The 15306-nt window shown below is 36.6% G+C and carries 16 protein-coding genes and 1 pseudogene; 9 read left to right on the top strand and 8 right to left on the bottom strand.

The window, feature by feature from the left end; genetic code table 11:
• The 3 genes and pseudogenes from P618_RS04095 to P618_RS04085 all read right to left on the bottom strand — a co-directional run.
• Nucleotides 1-181 (bottom strand): annotated as a pseudogene (locus P618_RS04095) (IS701 family transposase); the annotation flags it as partial.
• A 234-nt stretch (nucleotides 182-415) separates the two neighbouring features.
• Nucleotides 416-1642, bottom strand: a complete 1227-nt coding sequence (locus P618_RS04090) for an AarF/UbiB family protein (RefSeq protein WP_021827777.1) — start codon at nucleotides 1640-1642, stop codon at nucleotides 416-418.
• 109 nt (nucleotides 1643-1751) lie between these two features.
• Complete coding sequence (locus tag P618_RS04085; protein WP_021827776.1) at nucleotides 1752-3374, bottom strand: lysine--tRNA ligase; 1623 nt, start codon at nucleotides 3372-3374, stop codon at nucleotides 1752-1754.
• 102 nt (nucleotides 3375-3476) lie between these two features.
• Here P618_RS04085 and tsaD point away from each other — a divergent pair, with 102 nt between their 5' ends.
• From tsaD to P618_RS07370, 5 genes are all read left to right on the top strand, one after another.
• On the top strand, nucleotides 3477-4544 hold the full coding sequence (gene tsaD, locus P618_RS04080; protein ID WP_084024592.1) for a tRNA (adenosine(37)-N6)-threonylcarbamoyltransferase complex transferase subunit TsaD: 1068 nt from the start codon (nucleotides 3477-3479) through the stop codon (nucleotides 4542-4544).
• 69 nt (nucleotides 4545-4613) lie between these two features.
• Nucleotides 4614-5411 (top strand): CDP-alcohol phosphatidyltransferase family protein, encoded by a 798-nt coding sequence (locus P618_RS04075; RefSeq protein ID WP_021827774.1) that lies wholly within the window; start codon nucleotides 4614-4616, stop codon nucleotides 5409-5411.
• A 12-nt stretch (nucleotides 5412-5423) separates the two neighbouring features.
• On the top strand, nucleotides 5424-6197 hold the full coding sequence (locus tag P618_RS04070) for an MlaA family lipoprotein (protein WP_021827773.1): 774 nt from the start codon (nucleotides 5424-5426) through the stop codon (nucleotides 6195-6197).
• A 93-nt stretch (nucleotides 6198-6290) separates the two neighbouring features.
• Nucleotides 6291-6770, top strand: coding sequence for an MFS transporter (locus P618_RS07375; protein WP_021827772.1), 480 nt, complete (start codon nucleotides 6291-6293; stop codon nucleotides 6768-6770).
• Between the two features lie 64 nt (nucleotides 6771-6834).
• A complete protein-coding gene (locus tag P618_RS07370; RefSeq protein ID WP_156919001.1) occupies nucleotides 6835-7482 on the top strand; it encodes an MFS transporter in 648 nt (215 codons plus the stop codon).
• A gap of 103 nt (nucleotides 7483-7585) precedes the next feature.
• Here the strand turns inward: P618_RS07370 and P618_RS04060 are convergent, their stop codons facing one another.
• Genes P618_RS04060 through P618_RS04050 form a run of 3 tightly spaced genes read right to left on the bottom strand, consistent with a single transcriptional unit; the run spans nucleotide 7586 to nucleotide 9761 of the window.
• On the bottom strand, nucleotides 7586-8446 hold the full coding sequence (locus P618_RS04060; RefSeq protein ID WP_021827770.1) for an MBL fold metallo-hydrolase: 861 nt from the start codon (nucleotides 8444-8446) through the stop codon (nucleotides 7586-7588).
• 32 nt (nucleotides 8447-8478) lie between these two features.
• Nucleotides 8479-9249 carry a sulfite exporter TauE/SafE family protein gene (locus P618_RS04055; RefSeq protein ID WP_021827769.1) on the bottom strand — a complete coding sequence of 257 codons (771 nt, stop codon included), beginning with the start codon at nucleotides 9247-9249 and terminating at the stop codon, nucleotides 8479-8481.
• A 2-nt stretch (nucleotides 9250-9251) separates the two neighbouring features.
• Entirely contained in the window at nucleotides 9252-9761 is a 510-nt protein-coding gene (locus P618_RS04050) for a rhodanese-like domain-containing protein (RefSeq protein WP_021827768.1), read from the bottom strand.
• A gap of 456 nt (nucleotides 9762-10217) precedes the next feature.
• On the opposite strand from P618_RS04050, the gene P618_RS04045 reads away from it, so the two are divergent.
• From P618_RS04045 to P618_RS08870, 4 genes are all read left to right on the top strand, one after another.
• On the top strand, nucleotides 10218-10733 hold the full coding sequence (locus P618_RS04045; RefSeq protein WP_021827767.1) for a hypothetical protein: 516 nt from the start codon (nucleotides 10218-10220) through the stop codon (nucleotides 10731-10733).
• A 101-nt stretch (nucleotides 10734-10834) separates the two neighbouring features.
• Nucleotides 10835-11059, top strand: a complete 225-nt coding sequence (locus tag P618_RS04040) for a hypothetical protein (RefSeq protein ID WP_021827766.1) — start codon at nucleotides 10835-10837, stop codon at nucleotides 11057-11059.
• A gap of 390 nt (nucleotides 11060-11449) precedes the next feature.
• Nucleotides 11450-12775 carry a 3-deoxy-D-manno-octulosonic acid transferase gene (locus P618_RS04035; RefSeq protein ID WP_021827765.1) on the top strand — a complete coding sequence of 442 codons (1326 nt, stop codon included), beginning with the start codon at nucleotides 11450-11452 and terminating at the stop codon, nucleotides 12773-12775.
• 372 nt (nucleotides 12776-13147) lie between these two features.
• Entirely contained in the window at nucleotides 13148-13273 is a 126-nt protein-coding gene (locus P618_RS08870; protein WP_024161189.1) for a hypothetical protein, read from the top strand.
• 459 nt (nucleotides 13274-13732) lie between these two features.
• On the opposite strand, the gene P618_RS07920 is transcribed toward P618_RS08870, so the two are convergent.
• Both P618_RS07920 and P618_RS04030 read right to left on the bottom strand, forming a co-directional pair.
• Nucleotides 13733-13882 carry a hypothetical protein gene (locus tag P618_RS07920; RefSeq protein WP_021827764.1) on the bottom strand — a complete coding sequence of 50 codons (150 nt, stop codon included), beginning with the start codon at nucleotides 13880-13882 and terminating at the stop codon, nucleotides 13733-13735.
• A 387-nt stretch (nucleotides 13883-14269) separates the two neighbouring features.
• Nucleotides 14270-15076, bottom strand: coding sequence for a glycosyltransferase family 25 protein (locus P618_RS04030; protein ID WP_084024591.1), 807 nt, complete (start codon nucleotides 15074-15076; stop codon nucleotides 14270-14272).
• Nucleotides 15077-15306 lie beyond the last annotated feature (230 nt).

Raw genomic sequence — 15306 nt, 5'->3', positions numbered from 1 at the left:
TCACATCTGCTTTGACATAACTCCATAAATTTGAAGAGCTGTAATCTTTTGAACGTAAATGACGAGTCATTTGATCATGGCTAATTTCGCCTTGAAACATATTGGCTAAACCAGTCGATGTTGCATAGTGATTTTGACTTATCAAATAGTCGCTATAAATATCAAGAAGATCCAGTTTCATTTTTTGTCCTTAAAAACTTACAGACGAAAAATATGATTATTTCAAGCAAAAATCAACTATTGCTGCGTAACATCAGTGAATAAAAGACGCCCAATATAAAAAAAACGTACACTTTACTTCCTATCATCTAAAATGAATACAAGCTCATAAGGTTGAGAAGGAAGCTATTTTTTAAGAAAAGAAACGAGCTATAAGAAAAACGATATAAAAAATAATACAAGTCACTATGATTGTTTAACTACACATAATATTTTGAAAACATGTTTTCCAGCACAACGCGCCTTGTAACCGAATTAAGGTGCTTCCCAAAGCAACGCAGGAACGATCTAATAATAAAAATTCATACGGAATACGCAAAGGTCCGTGACGCTGCAAGGTCTGATGAATATCCTTAAGTAAATTCAATCCCTCTTGAACCATCGAGTGTGATAATGAACGGACTCCTTCCACTAAAAAAGGACCGTACAGAAATTTTGCCCATTGATCGATGCATGCTGTTTGCATAGGCGATAACGGATCAAATCCAAAATACGTAGAATAAATTTTTTCAGTTTTTTCTTTATTGAGTAACGCAGTATACAATGCTTTTGCACCAATAACCCATTGATTTGAAAAAGAGCAAATACAGCCAAAATCCACCATATAAATACATAAATTTTCATCCCACATGTAATTTCCCATATGCGGATCTGCATGTAAAATTCCCTTAGAAAAAAAGGGCTGATACCACGCATAAAGCAAACGATAAGAAAGAATATCTCGCATTTCTTGAGATAATCCTCTCAGTAATTCATCCGAAAAATTGTTTCCTCTTACCCAGGACATCATTAACGTTGTGGGATTGGAATCTTCAGGATAATAAGAAGGAATACGAATCCAAGGTATGGCTTGAAAATATTTTTGAAACCACTGCATCCACTTTCCTTCTTGCACATAATCGAGCTCTTGCTTCATGGATGTGTACAGATGTGACAACATGTGAGTTGTATCGATCCCTGGTTTCCACCATTGGTATAAATTGCTCCATATTTCCAAAAATTTAAAATCTTTTTTTAAAATTTCAGTCATATTGGGGTATTGAATTTTACACGCACGAAATTCTTCTTGACTCCAAAACACTCCATGAACTTGACCTAAAGATCCCGTATGCACAGAATCAAAAGAAAGTTTCGGATGAATTTCAGGAACCATCATTTTTAGATACTCCCTCCACTCCGAACTTGAAAGAGGAGCAGAAGTCGAAGATAATAGCTGCAATCGCGCCGCAACAGGAGAAGACCAAAGCCCCGGCATTCCCGAAAGAACCTGTAAAACTTTTACGATGGGACCTTTGAATTGCAGTAAAAGATCCCACAAACTTTCTATTTCGTTTTCTTTTTTAGTGCCACTTAGAGACTTAAACACTTTCCAAACTGCGCAAGCGTAAGCAAAATCTCGAGACCCTGCGTACTTAATCAACATATCTACCTCTTTTTACAGATAATTTTTTCTAAATTTCAAATAAAAAAATCATTCTGTTTCACCCATTAAATATTCACTGAATCACACTGGCCATGAAACCCTCTTGTACTTATTGTGAGCAACGTTTTTCAAGATCTTCAGCTATTTTCAAAGGACCAAATAAATGGATTAAAGTTCCCATACGTGGGCCTTGAGTTTGCCCTAATAACACGCCATATAATAAAGAAAACCATTGCTTTCCTTGAGAAAATCCACAAGATTTTCCAATTTCGTACACCTTGTTTTGCCAAAAATCTGCATCTCTTTCTAAAAATTCAGGATTTTTTAGATGTGTAACCAAAGATAAAAGAGATTTTTTTTCTTCTTCCAAAAGCTCTGGGTATACTTTTTGAGGCAATACACGATCTTGATAATAAGCAATACCGTGCTGAATCCATTCCTTCATCTCCTCATTCAACATTGCATCGGGAACGTAACGTTGTATAAAGTACCATAAGTGTTCTGGCGTTTCTGCATGGCAAATATTTACCAAACTTAGCAACATGGAAAACGTAATAGGAGATTTCTTTTTAGGAGGATTTCCCTGATGCATATGCCAAACAGGATTTTCTATGTGTTCTTTTGCTGATTGCAAAGGGTAGGCGTCCAAAAGTTCTAAATAATCATCAACAGCTTTTGGAATAATGTCGAAAAAAATCCTTTTAGCTCTCCCGGGATTCAGGTACATAAAATACGCTAAACTTTCTAAAGGAGCATAACGCAACCATTCTTCCATTGTCAAACCGTTTCCAACAGATTTAGAAATTTTACGCCCTTCGTGATCAAGAAAGTGCTCATATACGAGCATTTCTGGAGGCGTTCCCCCTAAAACGTTACATACTTTTTTTGCAAGTTTTGCAGATTCAATCAAATCTTTACCGTACATTTCGTAATCCACCCCCAAAGCATACCACCTTGCACCCCAATCCACTTTCCATTGTAGCTTGCAATTTCCTCCTGTCACAGGGACTTCTTGCAATGATCCATCTTCGTCTAAAAAGCTTACAGTGCCTTTATCGACGTGATAATTTTGAATGGGAATTTGTAAAATTTTTCCACTTAAAGGTGAAATAGGTAAAAAAGGACTATAGGTTTTTCGTCGTTCTTCTCTGAGTGTAGGAAGTATAATGTCTAAAATTTCTTGATGATGTTCTAAGACTTTTAAAAGTGCCTTATCAAACGTTCCACTTTTATACGCTTGAGTAGCACTTAAAAATGTATACTCAAACTTAAAGTGATCTAAAAATTTCTGAAGTTTTGCGTTATTATGAGCTGCAAAACTAGAATATTTCTGAAAAGGATCAGGGACTTCAGTTAATGGAAAACCAATATACGCCGCCATTTTATCTTGATTTGGAATATTGCCTGGAACCTTCCGTAACCCATCCATGTCATCAGAAACACATAAAAGTTCTGACGTTTGTTCTGGATAAAGATGTAAAGGGCGTAGTTTTTGAAAGGCAAACCTTACCATAGAGGTTCTCAAAACTTCTCCAAACGTTCCCATATGAGGCAGCCCAGATGGCCCATATCCTGTAGAAAAAATTCTATGAGACTTTGGATGATGTGTTGTATCTCGGTGAATCACTTTTCTAGCTTCTTCAAAAGGCCAAGCTGTTGACTCCATCATCATAGTCCATTCTTGGCATACAAAATTGCTCATAAATACCACAAATTTCAAAAAATTAATCATTCTAAGTGTATCTTGCGCATACGAAATCTTCAAGCGCTCGCTTCAAAGCTTTAAATTTTTCTTCAAAGGGTACTCTTTTATTTATGAGATAAATTATCTACAATGAAGAATAAGCGGATTTTTAAAAAAGACATCATGTCCAATACAAAACGTCAAATTTTTCTTGGTATCGAAACAAGTTGTGATGATACTGCCGTTGCTTTAATAGATGCAACAGAAAAATCCGTACTTAAACATTGTATTCATCAGCAAGTGGAACATCAGTCGTTTGGCGGTGTTGTTCCTGATCTCGCTTTCAAGGGGCACTCAAAGCATTTGCCAAACTTATTAAATACGCTTTTAAGATCTGCTTGCGTTGATAAAGATGAAATTAAAGGTATTGGGGTTACAGCGGGTCCTGGATTGGCAGGAGGATTGTTAGTGGGAGTTATGTTTGCAAAAGGTGTGTCAATTGCGCTCAAAAAACCGCTTTGGGCCATTAATCATTTACAAGCTCACGCTTTGGTTCCTCGTTTGTGCGATGATCTGGAGTTTCCTTATCTTGCTTTGTTATTTTCTGGAGGGCATTGTGAGTTTGTTGTGGTGTACAGTGCAACGGAGTTCTATTTGCTAGGGTACGGATTAGACGATGCAGCCGGAGAATGCTTAGACAAGGTTGGGCGTCGTTTAGGTTTTTCTTTTCCTGCAGGTGCAGCCATTGAGGTTGCAGCAAAAATGGGAGACCCCTTGTCTGTCCCGCTCCCTATCCCAATGAGAGATAAATCTTTGAATTTTTCCTTTTCCGGATTGAAAAGCGCTGCGTTACGTTGGATTAATATAGAAGGAGAAAAAAAACTTTCTTTTGAAAAAAAAGCAAATTTGTGCGCAAGTCTGCAATATGCAATTGGTCAAGGTATTCAGAAAAAAGTTGAAAATTTTTTTGAAAATCTTCCCCAAGAATCGCATCCTCGCGCGGCAGTTTTTTGCGGAGGTGTTGCCGCAAATCAGTACTTAAAAAATATGCTTGAGGAGTGTTTTTCACAATATAATGTACGTCTTTTTACCCCTCCCCCCAAATTTTGTACAGATAACGGGATGATGGTTGCTTGGAATGCTTATGAAAAATATCAAGCAGGAATTGCTCCTTCTATGAACTTTTCTATCAGAGCGCGTTGGCCTATTGGCGTATAATAAAATTTTGTTTTTGTATACAATCTTTACGTAATCATTGATGTTTGATATATATTTTTGGGGTTTACAATGTTACCAAAGCGAAAAAGAAAAAATTTTTTCAAGCGACGAAAAAAAATATTAGCACCTTTACATAATCACTTAAAGCCTGTTGCGTTGCGCAAATTGTTGCCTAATTCGGTTACTTTATTAGCACTGTGTATGGGACTTACTTCAATTCCTTTTGGGGTGGATAAAGCTTGGAAACATGCAGTAGCAAGTGTATTAATTGCAGGAATTTTGGACGGATTGGACGGCCCCATAGCTCGTTTCTTGAAATGTAGCAGTGATTTTGGAGCAGAGCTAGATTCTTTGGCAGATTTTATAAATTTTGGAGCAGCTCCGGCGTTATTGTGCTATTTATTTGTTTTACATGAATGGGGGAGATTTGGTTGGGCTATCTGTCTTTTTTTTGCGATGTGTTCTGGATTACGTCTTGCAAGATTTAATATTCAGCGTATTTTAGGGAGCAAGTGGTCAATGCCGTCTTATTTTTCGGTAGGAGTTCCTGTTACAATAGGGTCTTTACTCGCCTTAACTCCGATTATTTATAGTTTTGTTTTTAATCAAAAATCTGTAATATTTCAGGCATTGTGTTTGATCGTAACAGGATTTTTTATGGTAAGTCGTTTTCCAACTTTTGTTGTAAAAGGGATCAAAATTCCCGCTCATTACTCGGGGATTATTTTGCTAACCAGTGTGGTTACTTTAATTTTTGGATGGGTAATGCCGTGGGAAACTTTGTTAGTAGGAAGTCTTCTTTACGTGGCATCCTGGCCCTTTAGTTGGAGAGCAGCTCAGCGTTATATTTCTTTAGAACAATCTTAGAAAAGGTAAAGTATGGTGATTAAGATCAATCATGTAATTTTTGGATTTTTTTTAATTTTTTTAACCGGATGCTCTAGAAACGAACCTCATGAATCTGTACGCATGAAACAAATTAAAGATCCTCAAAAAAAAATAGTTAAAGAAAAAGATGTCATTTGGGATCCCCTGGAGTTTTGGAACCGAGGGGTATTTGTTTTTAATCAAGGAATTGAGCATATTATTTGGAGTCCTTTGCTTGCTGTATATCGCACATTAGTTCCTTCTATAGGACAAAAAGCTCTCCATAATGTTTTGGAACACACAAAGATCCCTGTTAGTATTCTGAGTTGGGGATTACAGGGAGAAGGAGATCAAGCATTCGTCCAACTTGGTCGTTTTATGTGTAATACAATTTTTGGGTTAGGAGGATTGGTAGATATCTCCAGCGACATACATCTTGAGGAAAATCATCAAGATATTAATAGATTATTAAAATTTTATAATGTTCCTGCTGGATGTTTTATGATGATTCCGTTTTTAGGTCCGACAGTTTCCAGGGATCTTTGTGGAAAATTATTTAATGCAGCGATATTTAGTTTGGCTTCTCCGTCATTTTTGGGAATTGGAGTTTTTGGGGCTGAAAACTTAAATCAACGTCTTATTTTTAAAGATAGCGTTGATCATGTCATGGAGTTTTCTTCCGATCCTTACGCTGTGATTCGTCGTGCTTATTATGAAAGCAGAGGAGAATTTCCGGATAATTTTGAACAAGATATCCAGGAAGATGATGAAGATGACGAAAATTAAAATTTATCCTGATTATTTTTTAGAATAAATTAAGTTGAGTTTTTCGAAGACAGGTGTGATTTCTAGAAGAATTTTAAATGTCGAGGTTTTTTTATGACACATGTTTTATTACCAGAAATCTGGCTTATTGTTCTTATTGTGGGGCTTCCACAACTTTCTGAAACTGTTTACACGCCATCTTTGCCTGATATAGCGCATGCACTTAGAACAAGCGAAGCGATGGTAGAGTATACACTGACGATCTATCTTTTTGGATTTGCTCTTGGAACTCTATTTTGGGGTAAAATTTCTGATAAATTAGGTCGTAAGCCCTGTGTTATAGCGGGTTTACTAGTTTTTATTGTCGGTTGCATTGGTTGCTATTTTTCAAATTCAATTGAAATGTTGATGATCAGTCGCGGAGTACAAGCGTTTGGCGGCAGTATAGGGAGCGTTCTTGGCCAAGCAATTTGCAGAGATGCATTCCATGGCCCCGCCCTTGGAAGAGTGTATTCTGCGACCGGTAGCGCACTTGCCTTATTTCCAGCGCTTGGACCTTTATTCGGAGAGCTTATCGCGGAAATATTTGGGTGAAGAAACATCTTCATATTCTTGACCATGTTTGCGCTTATTGTAACAATTCTTGTGAGTGTATAAGTTGCCAGAAACACATCCACATGCTTTTCGCAAAAAGGTTTCTGCATGGAATATTGCAACGCAATTTATGCTAGACAAAAAGGTGATAGGATTCGCTCTTATTGTGGCCGGATGTAATGGGATTCTCTTTAGTTATTTTGCGGAAGGGTCATTTTATCTCATCAAAGGTCTAGGCCTTTCTCCAAGTCATTATGGTCTGAGCTTTACAGTTATTGCAGTCGCTACAATGCTTGGTGAAATCGTTTCTAAAAGATTACAGAATAAACTTTCTTCTAAAGAAATAATGGGCTATGGACTTTTGATCATTGCTTTTGCGACAACGATCTTCAGTTGCGTGGCAACGATAAATCATAATTTATTTGCTTTGCATTCCCATATAATGATAGCGATTACTATTCTTTCTCAAATGGGATGTGCTTTTGGAATATGTATGGCAACCAGCAATGCTCTTGCATTAGCACTTGCGGATTATAAACATGCAATTGGTACAGCATCCAGCTTGTTTGGATTTTTCTACTACTGCCTGATCTCGCTCTTTACATTATTTATGGGATTGCTACATGATGGGACGTTGCTGCCAATGCCTCTCTATTTCTTGTCTTTAAGCTGCTTTATGATGATTGTAAATCGTATTTGCTTGAAGAGCTAATATGGAAAAGCCCTGAGGAGTTTATCTCTTTGGGCTTCTTGAATTAAGAAGTGATTGGAACATATATTGAAACGCGAATTTCTTCAAAATTATTAAGACATCTCTATATTTTATTCACCGGTATTTTGATATAGCTTACGTTGTTCTCTTCTGGTTCACCAAAAGTACCGGCCCTTAAATTTGCTTGTATAGAAGGAAGCAGTAATTTGGGCACAGCTTTTCCTTCATCCCGTTTATTGCGCACAGCAACGTACTCTTCTTTTGATATGCCGTCATGAAGCAAGACATTCTTTTCCTTTTGCTCCTTAACGGTTGCAAGCCATGCCACATCTCGTCCTTCAGGTGGATAATCATGGCACATGAAGATGCGTGTTTCATCTGGAAGGCTTAATATTTTTTTTACAGAATCATAGAGGCTTGCTGCACTTCCGCCAGGAAAATCAGTGCGCGCCGTTCCAATATCAGGCATAAAAATGGTGTCCCCCACAAAAATTGCATCTTCAATAAGGTAACTGGAACATGCCGGTGTATGGCCTGGGGTATGCAGGACTTTTACATCGATAGTTCCAAGTTTAAAAACTTCCGCCTCTTCAAAGAGATGATCAAATTGAGAGGCATCCAGGTTTGTATCTTTGTTTGTGTTAAAAATAGGAACCCATAGGGCAAGAACATCCTTGATTTTTGCACCAATCCCGATTTTTCCTCCTAGTTTTTCTTTTAAATAGTGGGAGGCTGTAATGTGATCTGCATGAATGTGGGTGTCTAAAATCCATTCAACGGATAGTTTTTCTTCGTTGATATAGAAAATGACTTGGTCCGCAGACTTGGTTTTAGTTCTGCCGGAATATTGATCGTAATCAAGAACTGAATCGATAATGGCACACTTTTGTGTACTTGGATCGCTTACAATATGTGTAAAAGTTGCTGTATCAGGATCAAAAAAAGTTTTGATGTTAATGGTCATAAATGCCTCCCTTCTTTTGTGTTAAATGTGGTTTATAAAATAAATTCCTTTATAAGTATTGCTATTCCAATGACCCATACGAAATATCCAAACGCTTTTTTTAAACTCTCTCCTTGAATAAATTTTGCAATATAGAGCCCCGTAAGCATCCCAAAGAAGGCTGGCGCTAAATACTTCGCTAAATTACTCCAATCATCTGCCATGAACTGATGTTGATCGGCAGCAAAACCTATCACTGAATTAACGGTAATAATAAAAAGTGACGTGGGAACAGCCTCTTGCATGGTAAAGCCCATCAGGAGCACAAGCGTTGGGATAATCAAAAAACCTCCTCCTGCACCAAGAAGCCCCATGATTATTCCTAAGGCTAACCCAATCAGAATAACTTTAATATTTTGATTTTTGGGTAGATGATTTTTTGCATCAAGAGGAGAGTTTTTTATCATGAAGTAACCGGCAACACTCATGAAAATAAGGAGTAAAACGACAAGAGCTTTATCAATGAAAAGAGACCCGATAGTATGCGGCAAAGCGGGAATCATAAAGTGGCGTGCTGTAAATACCCCAAAAACAGAAGGGATCAAGAACACGACAGCTTTTTTAAAAAGAATATGATGACGATAACGCAGTAGCCCCATAAATGCTGTAGATCCCACCACAATCAGAGAATAGCTTGTGGCAAGAATGATGGGAACGTTAAGTAAATAAACCAAAATAGGGATCGTTAAAATAGACCCGCCTGCACCCACAAGGCCTAACGTAATGCCCATAGCAGCTAAGGCGATGTAACCGAGCAGTTCCATATTTACCTATTCCATGGCATTTTTGCCAGTAATTTTGCCATGCCGCACCAGCCCGTAAGCCCAGCAAACATTAGTCCCGCGCCTATAAAGCCTGGCAGTATATAGAAGGTAGGGTTGATCAACGTTCCAAGAATTGTTCCGGAAAATACTATGAATCCTGTAGCAATTTGGGTTTGCTGATCAAGAGGTAAAATAGTGGAGCCTGATTTTTTAACATTAAAACCAGCCCGGCTCCAAGCAACAATACCGCCTTCAAGAGAAGCAACATCTAAAGAAGGGGTGCTGGCTAAAAGTTTTGCACAAGCGTCAGCGCTTCTTTTGCCGGATCTACAATGAATAACGATAGGCCTTTTGGTTGAGGGTAATTTATCAATACTGATTTCACCAAGTGGTATGAGGAAAGCCCCATCAATGCACTCACTCCTATGCTCAGCAGGCCCTCTCACATCGATAAGGAGAACCTCATCTTTATCCAGTTTTTTCTTTAATTCCGAAGCTGTGATCGTTTTCATGAATACCCCAATATTAAGTTAAATTCCCGTTACTTAAGCAGAATAAGTCAATCATATCCTATATGATCGATCTTAATATAAAGTTAATACTCTAAAAAAAGACGCTCACCTCTCTCAATTTTAGTCTAGAAGCTATGCACTGGACAGGCAAACACTTTGTGCGTATATTATGTTAGTTATGTGTTTTTTAATTGATGCTGTGATTTATCAACATGCACAATAAGGTAGTTTTTAGGATATGATCTGGAACCAGATTTACTCGAGGCAATACTTCAGGCTTTGCAAGATCACCTTGGTCTTGAAGTGAAAATTAATGATATCCAATTGTTAAGCGAAGCTGATAGACGGAATCAAATTGCACGTCTGTTTTTATCCTCAGATAATAATGAAACGTGATCTGTTATATTTAAACAGTCGCTCTTTGACAAAAATCAGAAAATTACCGATGAAGGTATTTTGGCAAGGTTCGCCAGAGATTTTGCAGGGCTTAAATTTCTGAACGGGTCCGACATTAATCACAGTATTCCTAAATTTTTAGGGGCAAGCCAAAGTTTTAGATTTATCTTACTTGAAGATCTAGGTGACACGCATATCAGCCTTGTTGATAGTTTAACTAAATCTGATCCTGATAAAGCAATAGCCGCGCTTAAGCGCTTTACTAAATCTCTTGCGCATTTTGATATGGCAAGTTACGAGCGTCTTGAGGAATATGATAAACTATTGGTGTTTGCCCATCCTAAGAGGGAAACTCTAGAATACCGCATTAAGTGGAACGAAGAAGATTTGATCCCTAAATTAGAGCTTATTTGTAATAACTTTGATATTGCTTTTACAAATGAAGTAAAACAAGATGCGATAAATGTTATAAAAATGATCTTAAGCCCAGGAGATTTTTATGTACTAACCCATGTCGATATTTGCCCTGAAAACGTATGTGACCATGAAGATAAGGATAAGACTTCAGCTGATTGATTTTGAGTGGGTAGGGCCTGGAAATAGCTTGCTAGATGCAACTTATTTTAGGATGAATTTCCCAACCTGTTGGTGCGCCAAAAATTGTAGAACTTGAGTCATTGTATAGAAAGACGATTGCAAGCAAAATTGAGGCTATCATTGATGACGCCAAATACAATGAAAGCTATGTTGCAGCTTGTGGGTTTTGGCTACTAAGCTCTATGCCATTTGCCTTGCGTATCATGGATAAAGATGAGTGCTGGTCCTCTGGCCCTGTACCTGTTGATTCATTATGGAAGCAAGAAGAAAACTTGGCTAGACCACGCTTTATCTTAAGATTTTAAGCATTTATCCAAGTATCAAAAGCCCATAACCTACTTCCCCATTTACGCAAGTCAGCTTAAATCATAACCTTTTTATATCGATTAGCAGAGAGCTTATCTTCTATTAACTAAGTATTGTACTTTATTTATTCACAAACCTCAACTTTATTTACCTTATCTAAATTGACTTTTATCGTAAAAATCATAAACATGAACGAGGGGGGGCGAAAAGAAAGGAAGAAAACTTTTTTTGAGAACGAAGGATGACTTAACCAGAAAATCTCAAACTTAAGAAATCGAAGAAATTTGATATTTACGAATCTAATATAGTGTTCTATTTTAAAAAAAAGGCAAGCGTAAACTGATCATTAAAGCAATCAGATTTCGTTTTTGATAAAGGTAGAAAATTTTATGGAACATCACGAAAAAAAAGTAAATCTCTGTGTTAATCCATCTTTATTTTTTAAAAGTGTACTATCTATTTACCGTGGTCTTTCTGTATTGGCGCTTCCTTTTCTTTGGTTGCTTGCAAAAAAACGACTGCAGATAAAAAAAGAAACTGCGTGTCGCATAAAGCAACGCTTTGGAATCACAAATCATCAACGTCCTTCCGGAAATGTGGTATGGATTCATGCAGCCAGTTTGGGAGAAGCGCGTATGGCGCTTAGTATCGCACAAAAAATCCTTCAAGATCATAAAGATTTCTATGTGCTTGTAACTACACAAACTTTGGGAGCATGTACGTATATTCAAGGAGTTCCCAGACTTATTCATCAAATGGCTCCTTTCGATAGCATAGTGTATGTAAAACGTTTTTTCCGTCACTGGCATCCTTCTTGCGCGTTTATTTTAGAAGCTGAGCGGTGGCCAAACCTACTTTATGAAGCTTTTAAACGTAAAATTCCTCTAATCGGGGTCAATACCCATATTTCTGAAAAAAGTTTAGATCGATGGACTATTTGTAGTCGTTTTTTTTCCGAATTACTTTCTTTGTTTTCAATTTGCTTTACTTCCTCTATACAAACACAAAAACGTTTACTGCAAGCATCTTTTGGAAAAATGTCTATTTATTTAGCCCCTTCTTTAAAATACGCTTCTTCTTTTGACGATATGTCAATCCCTGAAAATCTTAAAAATTTTTCCCAAGCGTGGCATCAAAAAAATATTTTTTTTGAAGGACGATCTTACTGGCTTGCTTCTTGCATTCATGCCTGTGAAATGCCACTTATTTTGCAAGTTCACGAAATGTTAAGAAAGAAAAGCCCAAATCTTTTACTTATTTTGATACCAAGACACCCACATCAATTTATAGATTTTCCCAATGCTTCAGTCTATTGGTCAAAACAGAAAAAAATTTCAAAAGATACTCCAATATATGTTATCGATATCTTTGGGGAAACTCAAAGATTTTACCAACACGCGTTGTTTTGCGTTTTAGGAGGCTCCTTTAACCCCATAGGAGGGCACAATCTTATAGAGCCTATCTCAAAGGGATGCGCGGTAATTCACGGACCTTACGTTCATAACTGCCCTGAACTGTATGCTCCATTTATTAAGCAATGCGCCTCTTGCGTTGCAAGGGATATACACAGTTTAACAGAGCATATTCAAAATTTTTTAATCCAACCTCACTGCGCTAAGGATCAAGCTAAGCTTGCATATGCACTTTATCTTGAAAATTTAAAAGAATTAAATCAATATCTTATACATCTTTCCTATTTAGCCACCTGTTCATAATGTAGTCTTGACGCAGTCTATATTCTCTTATTTTTTCAGAAAAATAAAAATTTCCTAAAAAGTGTATACGTATAAAAAGTTTTCGATCACAGAAGCGCTTTACCACAATAAGGAAAAAAAATATAGCTAAAATTCTAAATATACAACTAAAACAGTATAAAAAAGTCATATTAAATTTTTTATCAATAGAACATTTAAGTATCCCGAACGTGTTGACCATGAGTCTATTTTTTTCTATGGTATTCAGGTTTGGAAAAGATCAGGGAAGGTAAAGAAATGTATGACCGTAGGCTTCTATCCTTTTGTATGTCTTTACCTGTTTAGTTCCAAATTCTTATGTATAACCTATAAGGAACTAAAGGAGGCTAATGTATGGAAAGTATACTGCATAACAATGCCAAGACGACGCTTCGAGTCCGAAAAGAAATACAAAACTCTGTACAGAGCATCGCTAAAAATAGCAAAGCGTTTGGGCCTTCACTATTAAAACTGTTTTGAAGCGGAAAAAAGCCGGTTGTGTTCAAGATAAACGCTCTGGACCTGAGCAGCCAAAGCGTTTTATCTGAAACAGAAGCAAGAGATTGTGTGTGAATTCAGGCGCGTTTCTAAGCTTCCGCTTGATGATGTTTATAGTGCTTTGAAAGAGAAGATTCCCAATCTTATGCGCTCTAATCTGTATCGATGCCTCAAAAGACTAAATATTTATCCAAAAAAGAAGAGTCGGCTCCTGAAAAAAAAATGTATCCCTTTGGATTTTGTTCATGTTGACAGTACCTAAGTTCTCACAAATCAAGGGAAAATCTACCTTTTTGTAGGCCATTGAGCGGGCCACAAAGTACGTTTATGTCGAACTGCATTCAAAGATGTTGGTTAACGAGTCAAGTGCATTTTTGAAAAATCTGATCGCCCATTGTCCTTTTAAAATAACGAACATTCTCACAGACAATGAGGCGCAACTTACCTATGGACTGCTTGAGCAACACTTGAGGCAAAAAACGCACCGCTTTTGATGTGATGTGCAATAAGCATAATATTGAAAACAGACTCACCAAATTTAAGCATCCTTGGATCAACGCTCAGGTCGAAGTCATCAACAGAAATCCTCAAACACTACACAACAAAGGCTTATTTTTACAAAAACCTCGATGAGCTAAAGCGCCATATGATGACTTTTGTGCTTTTTTTGTGCTTTATTATAATCATCAAAGGAGAGTTTTGACATAAAACCTGATGATCTTAATACGACAATATAGTCGTATTTTGACATAAAACTATCTAAACGTCAAAACTCTCAAAATAGTATCTTTTTGTCCCGTTTTTAAGCTAAATTGACTATAGTTTATCAAGAAATTTATTCGCGAATACCAGACCATGATCGTCGTGCTTTGCCTTATTCGCAAAGCTCAGCTTAATTTACTACTATTCACACGAATTTCTATAAAATTGATACGTACACAGCAGGTGTATTATTATTTCGTAATAAATTAAAGTGATTTATTTAAAAAATCGATATTTGCAATATAAAGGTAAAGCCCATTTTAGATTATAAAGAGATTGATGCAGTTCTTCTTTTACCCTACGCATTCCACAAAATATACGACTCCAAGAAGAAATATTTTTAAGTCGCTCTCTCCCTATACGCTCAATGAAGGAAAATTCCGCTGATTGAGTTATGGTTCTAGGTTCTATGCCTACAAATTTTAGATCTAGTCGATGAGATTTTGTATAGTAGTGATCAACAGGCAAGATGATAGGAAATGCTTTGTATAGTAAACGTTGTGCACTATGTTGACTTAACACGTACGCACCTGCTCCCGTTACGGAAGTTAAGTAAGTGCATAGTTCATATCCGTTTTGTAAATTTTGAATGGGCAAAGGCATTCCTCTATGATTAAGTTGTAAACTGCAAATATCCCAATCACTTTTTTGAGTGTCATTTAAAGAATTTTCATGAAATATTCCTAATTTTTTTAAAAGATACAGAACTAACAAAGGATTAAAACTGGCATCGTCTTCTAAGATGAATGCATAATTTTTTCCAGAACAACAAAACGTTTTCCAAGCTTTTACATGGCTTAAATAACATCCAATTGTTCCACTGCTTAAAGCTTGCCCAAAATATCGAATACTTTGATTCGAATCGAGATGAATCTTAGAAAAATTCTCATATTTTCCATCTACTCCGATGATTTTTTTGATACGAAACTCAGGGTACGGGGATAATTGAGTGATTATTTTATCCCAGCGTTCTTTTGCTCGCTCTAAATTTATGATGTAGGTATCGATCACAATGTGTGGCAATTCAAAAAAAGTTTCTGTCGTTTATTTTATGGTATTTATTTTTTTTTCTAGTCCATTTTCTTAATTTTTTTGATAGATTTATAAGTAATTTCCATAATTTATAGAATAGAATTAATAAAAACTCAAAATTAAAATTTTAAAGAGATAATATTTTTCAAGGTATTAATAAAAACTTAATTTTCTATTCTTTTCAGAATGCAGATTGATTTTTGAACGTTCTTCGCGTATAA

It is taken from the genome of Holospora obtusa F1 (assembly GCF_000469665.2).
GTDB classification, from domain to species: Bacteria; Pseudomonadota; Alphaproteobacteria; order Holosporales; family Holosporaceae; genus Holospora; species Holospora obtusa.
Note: the sequence above shows the minus strand (reverse complement) of the source record. Positions and strands in the feature narration are given on the sequence as shown.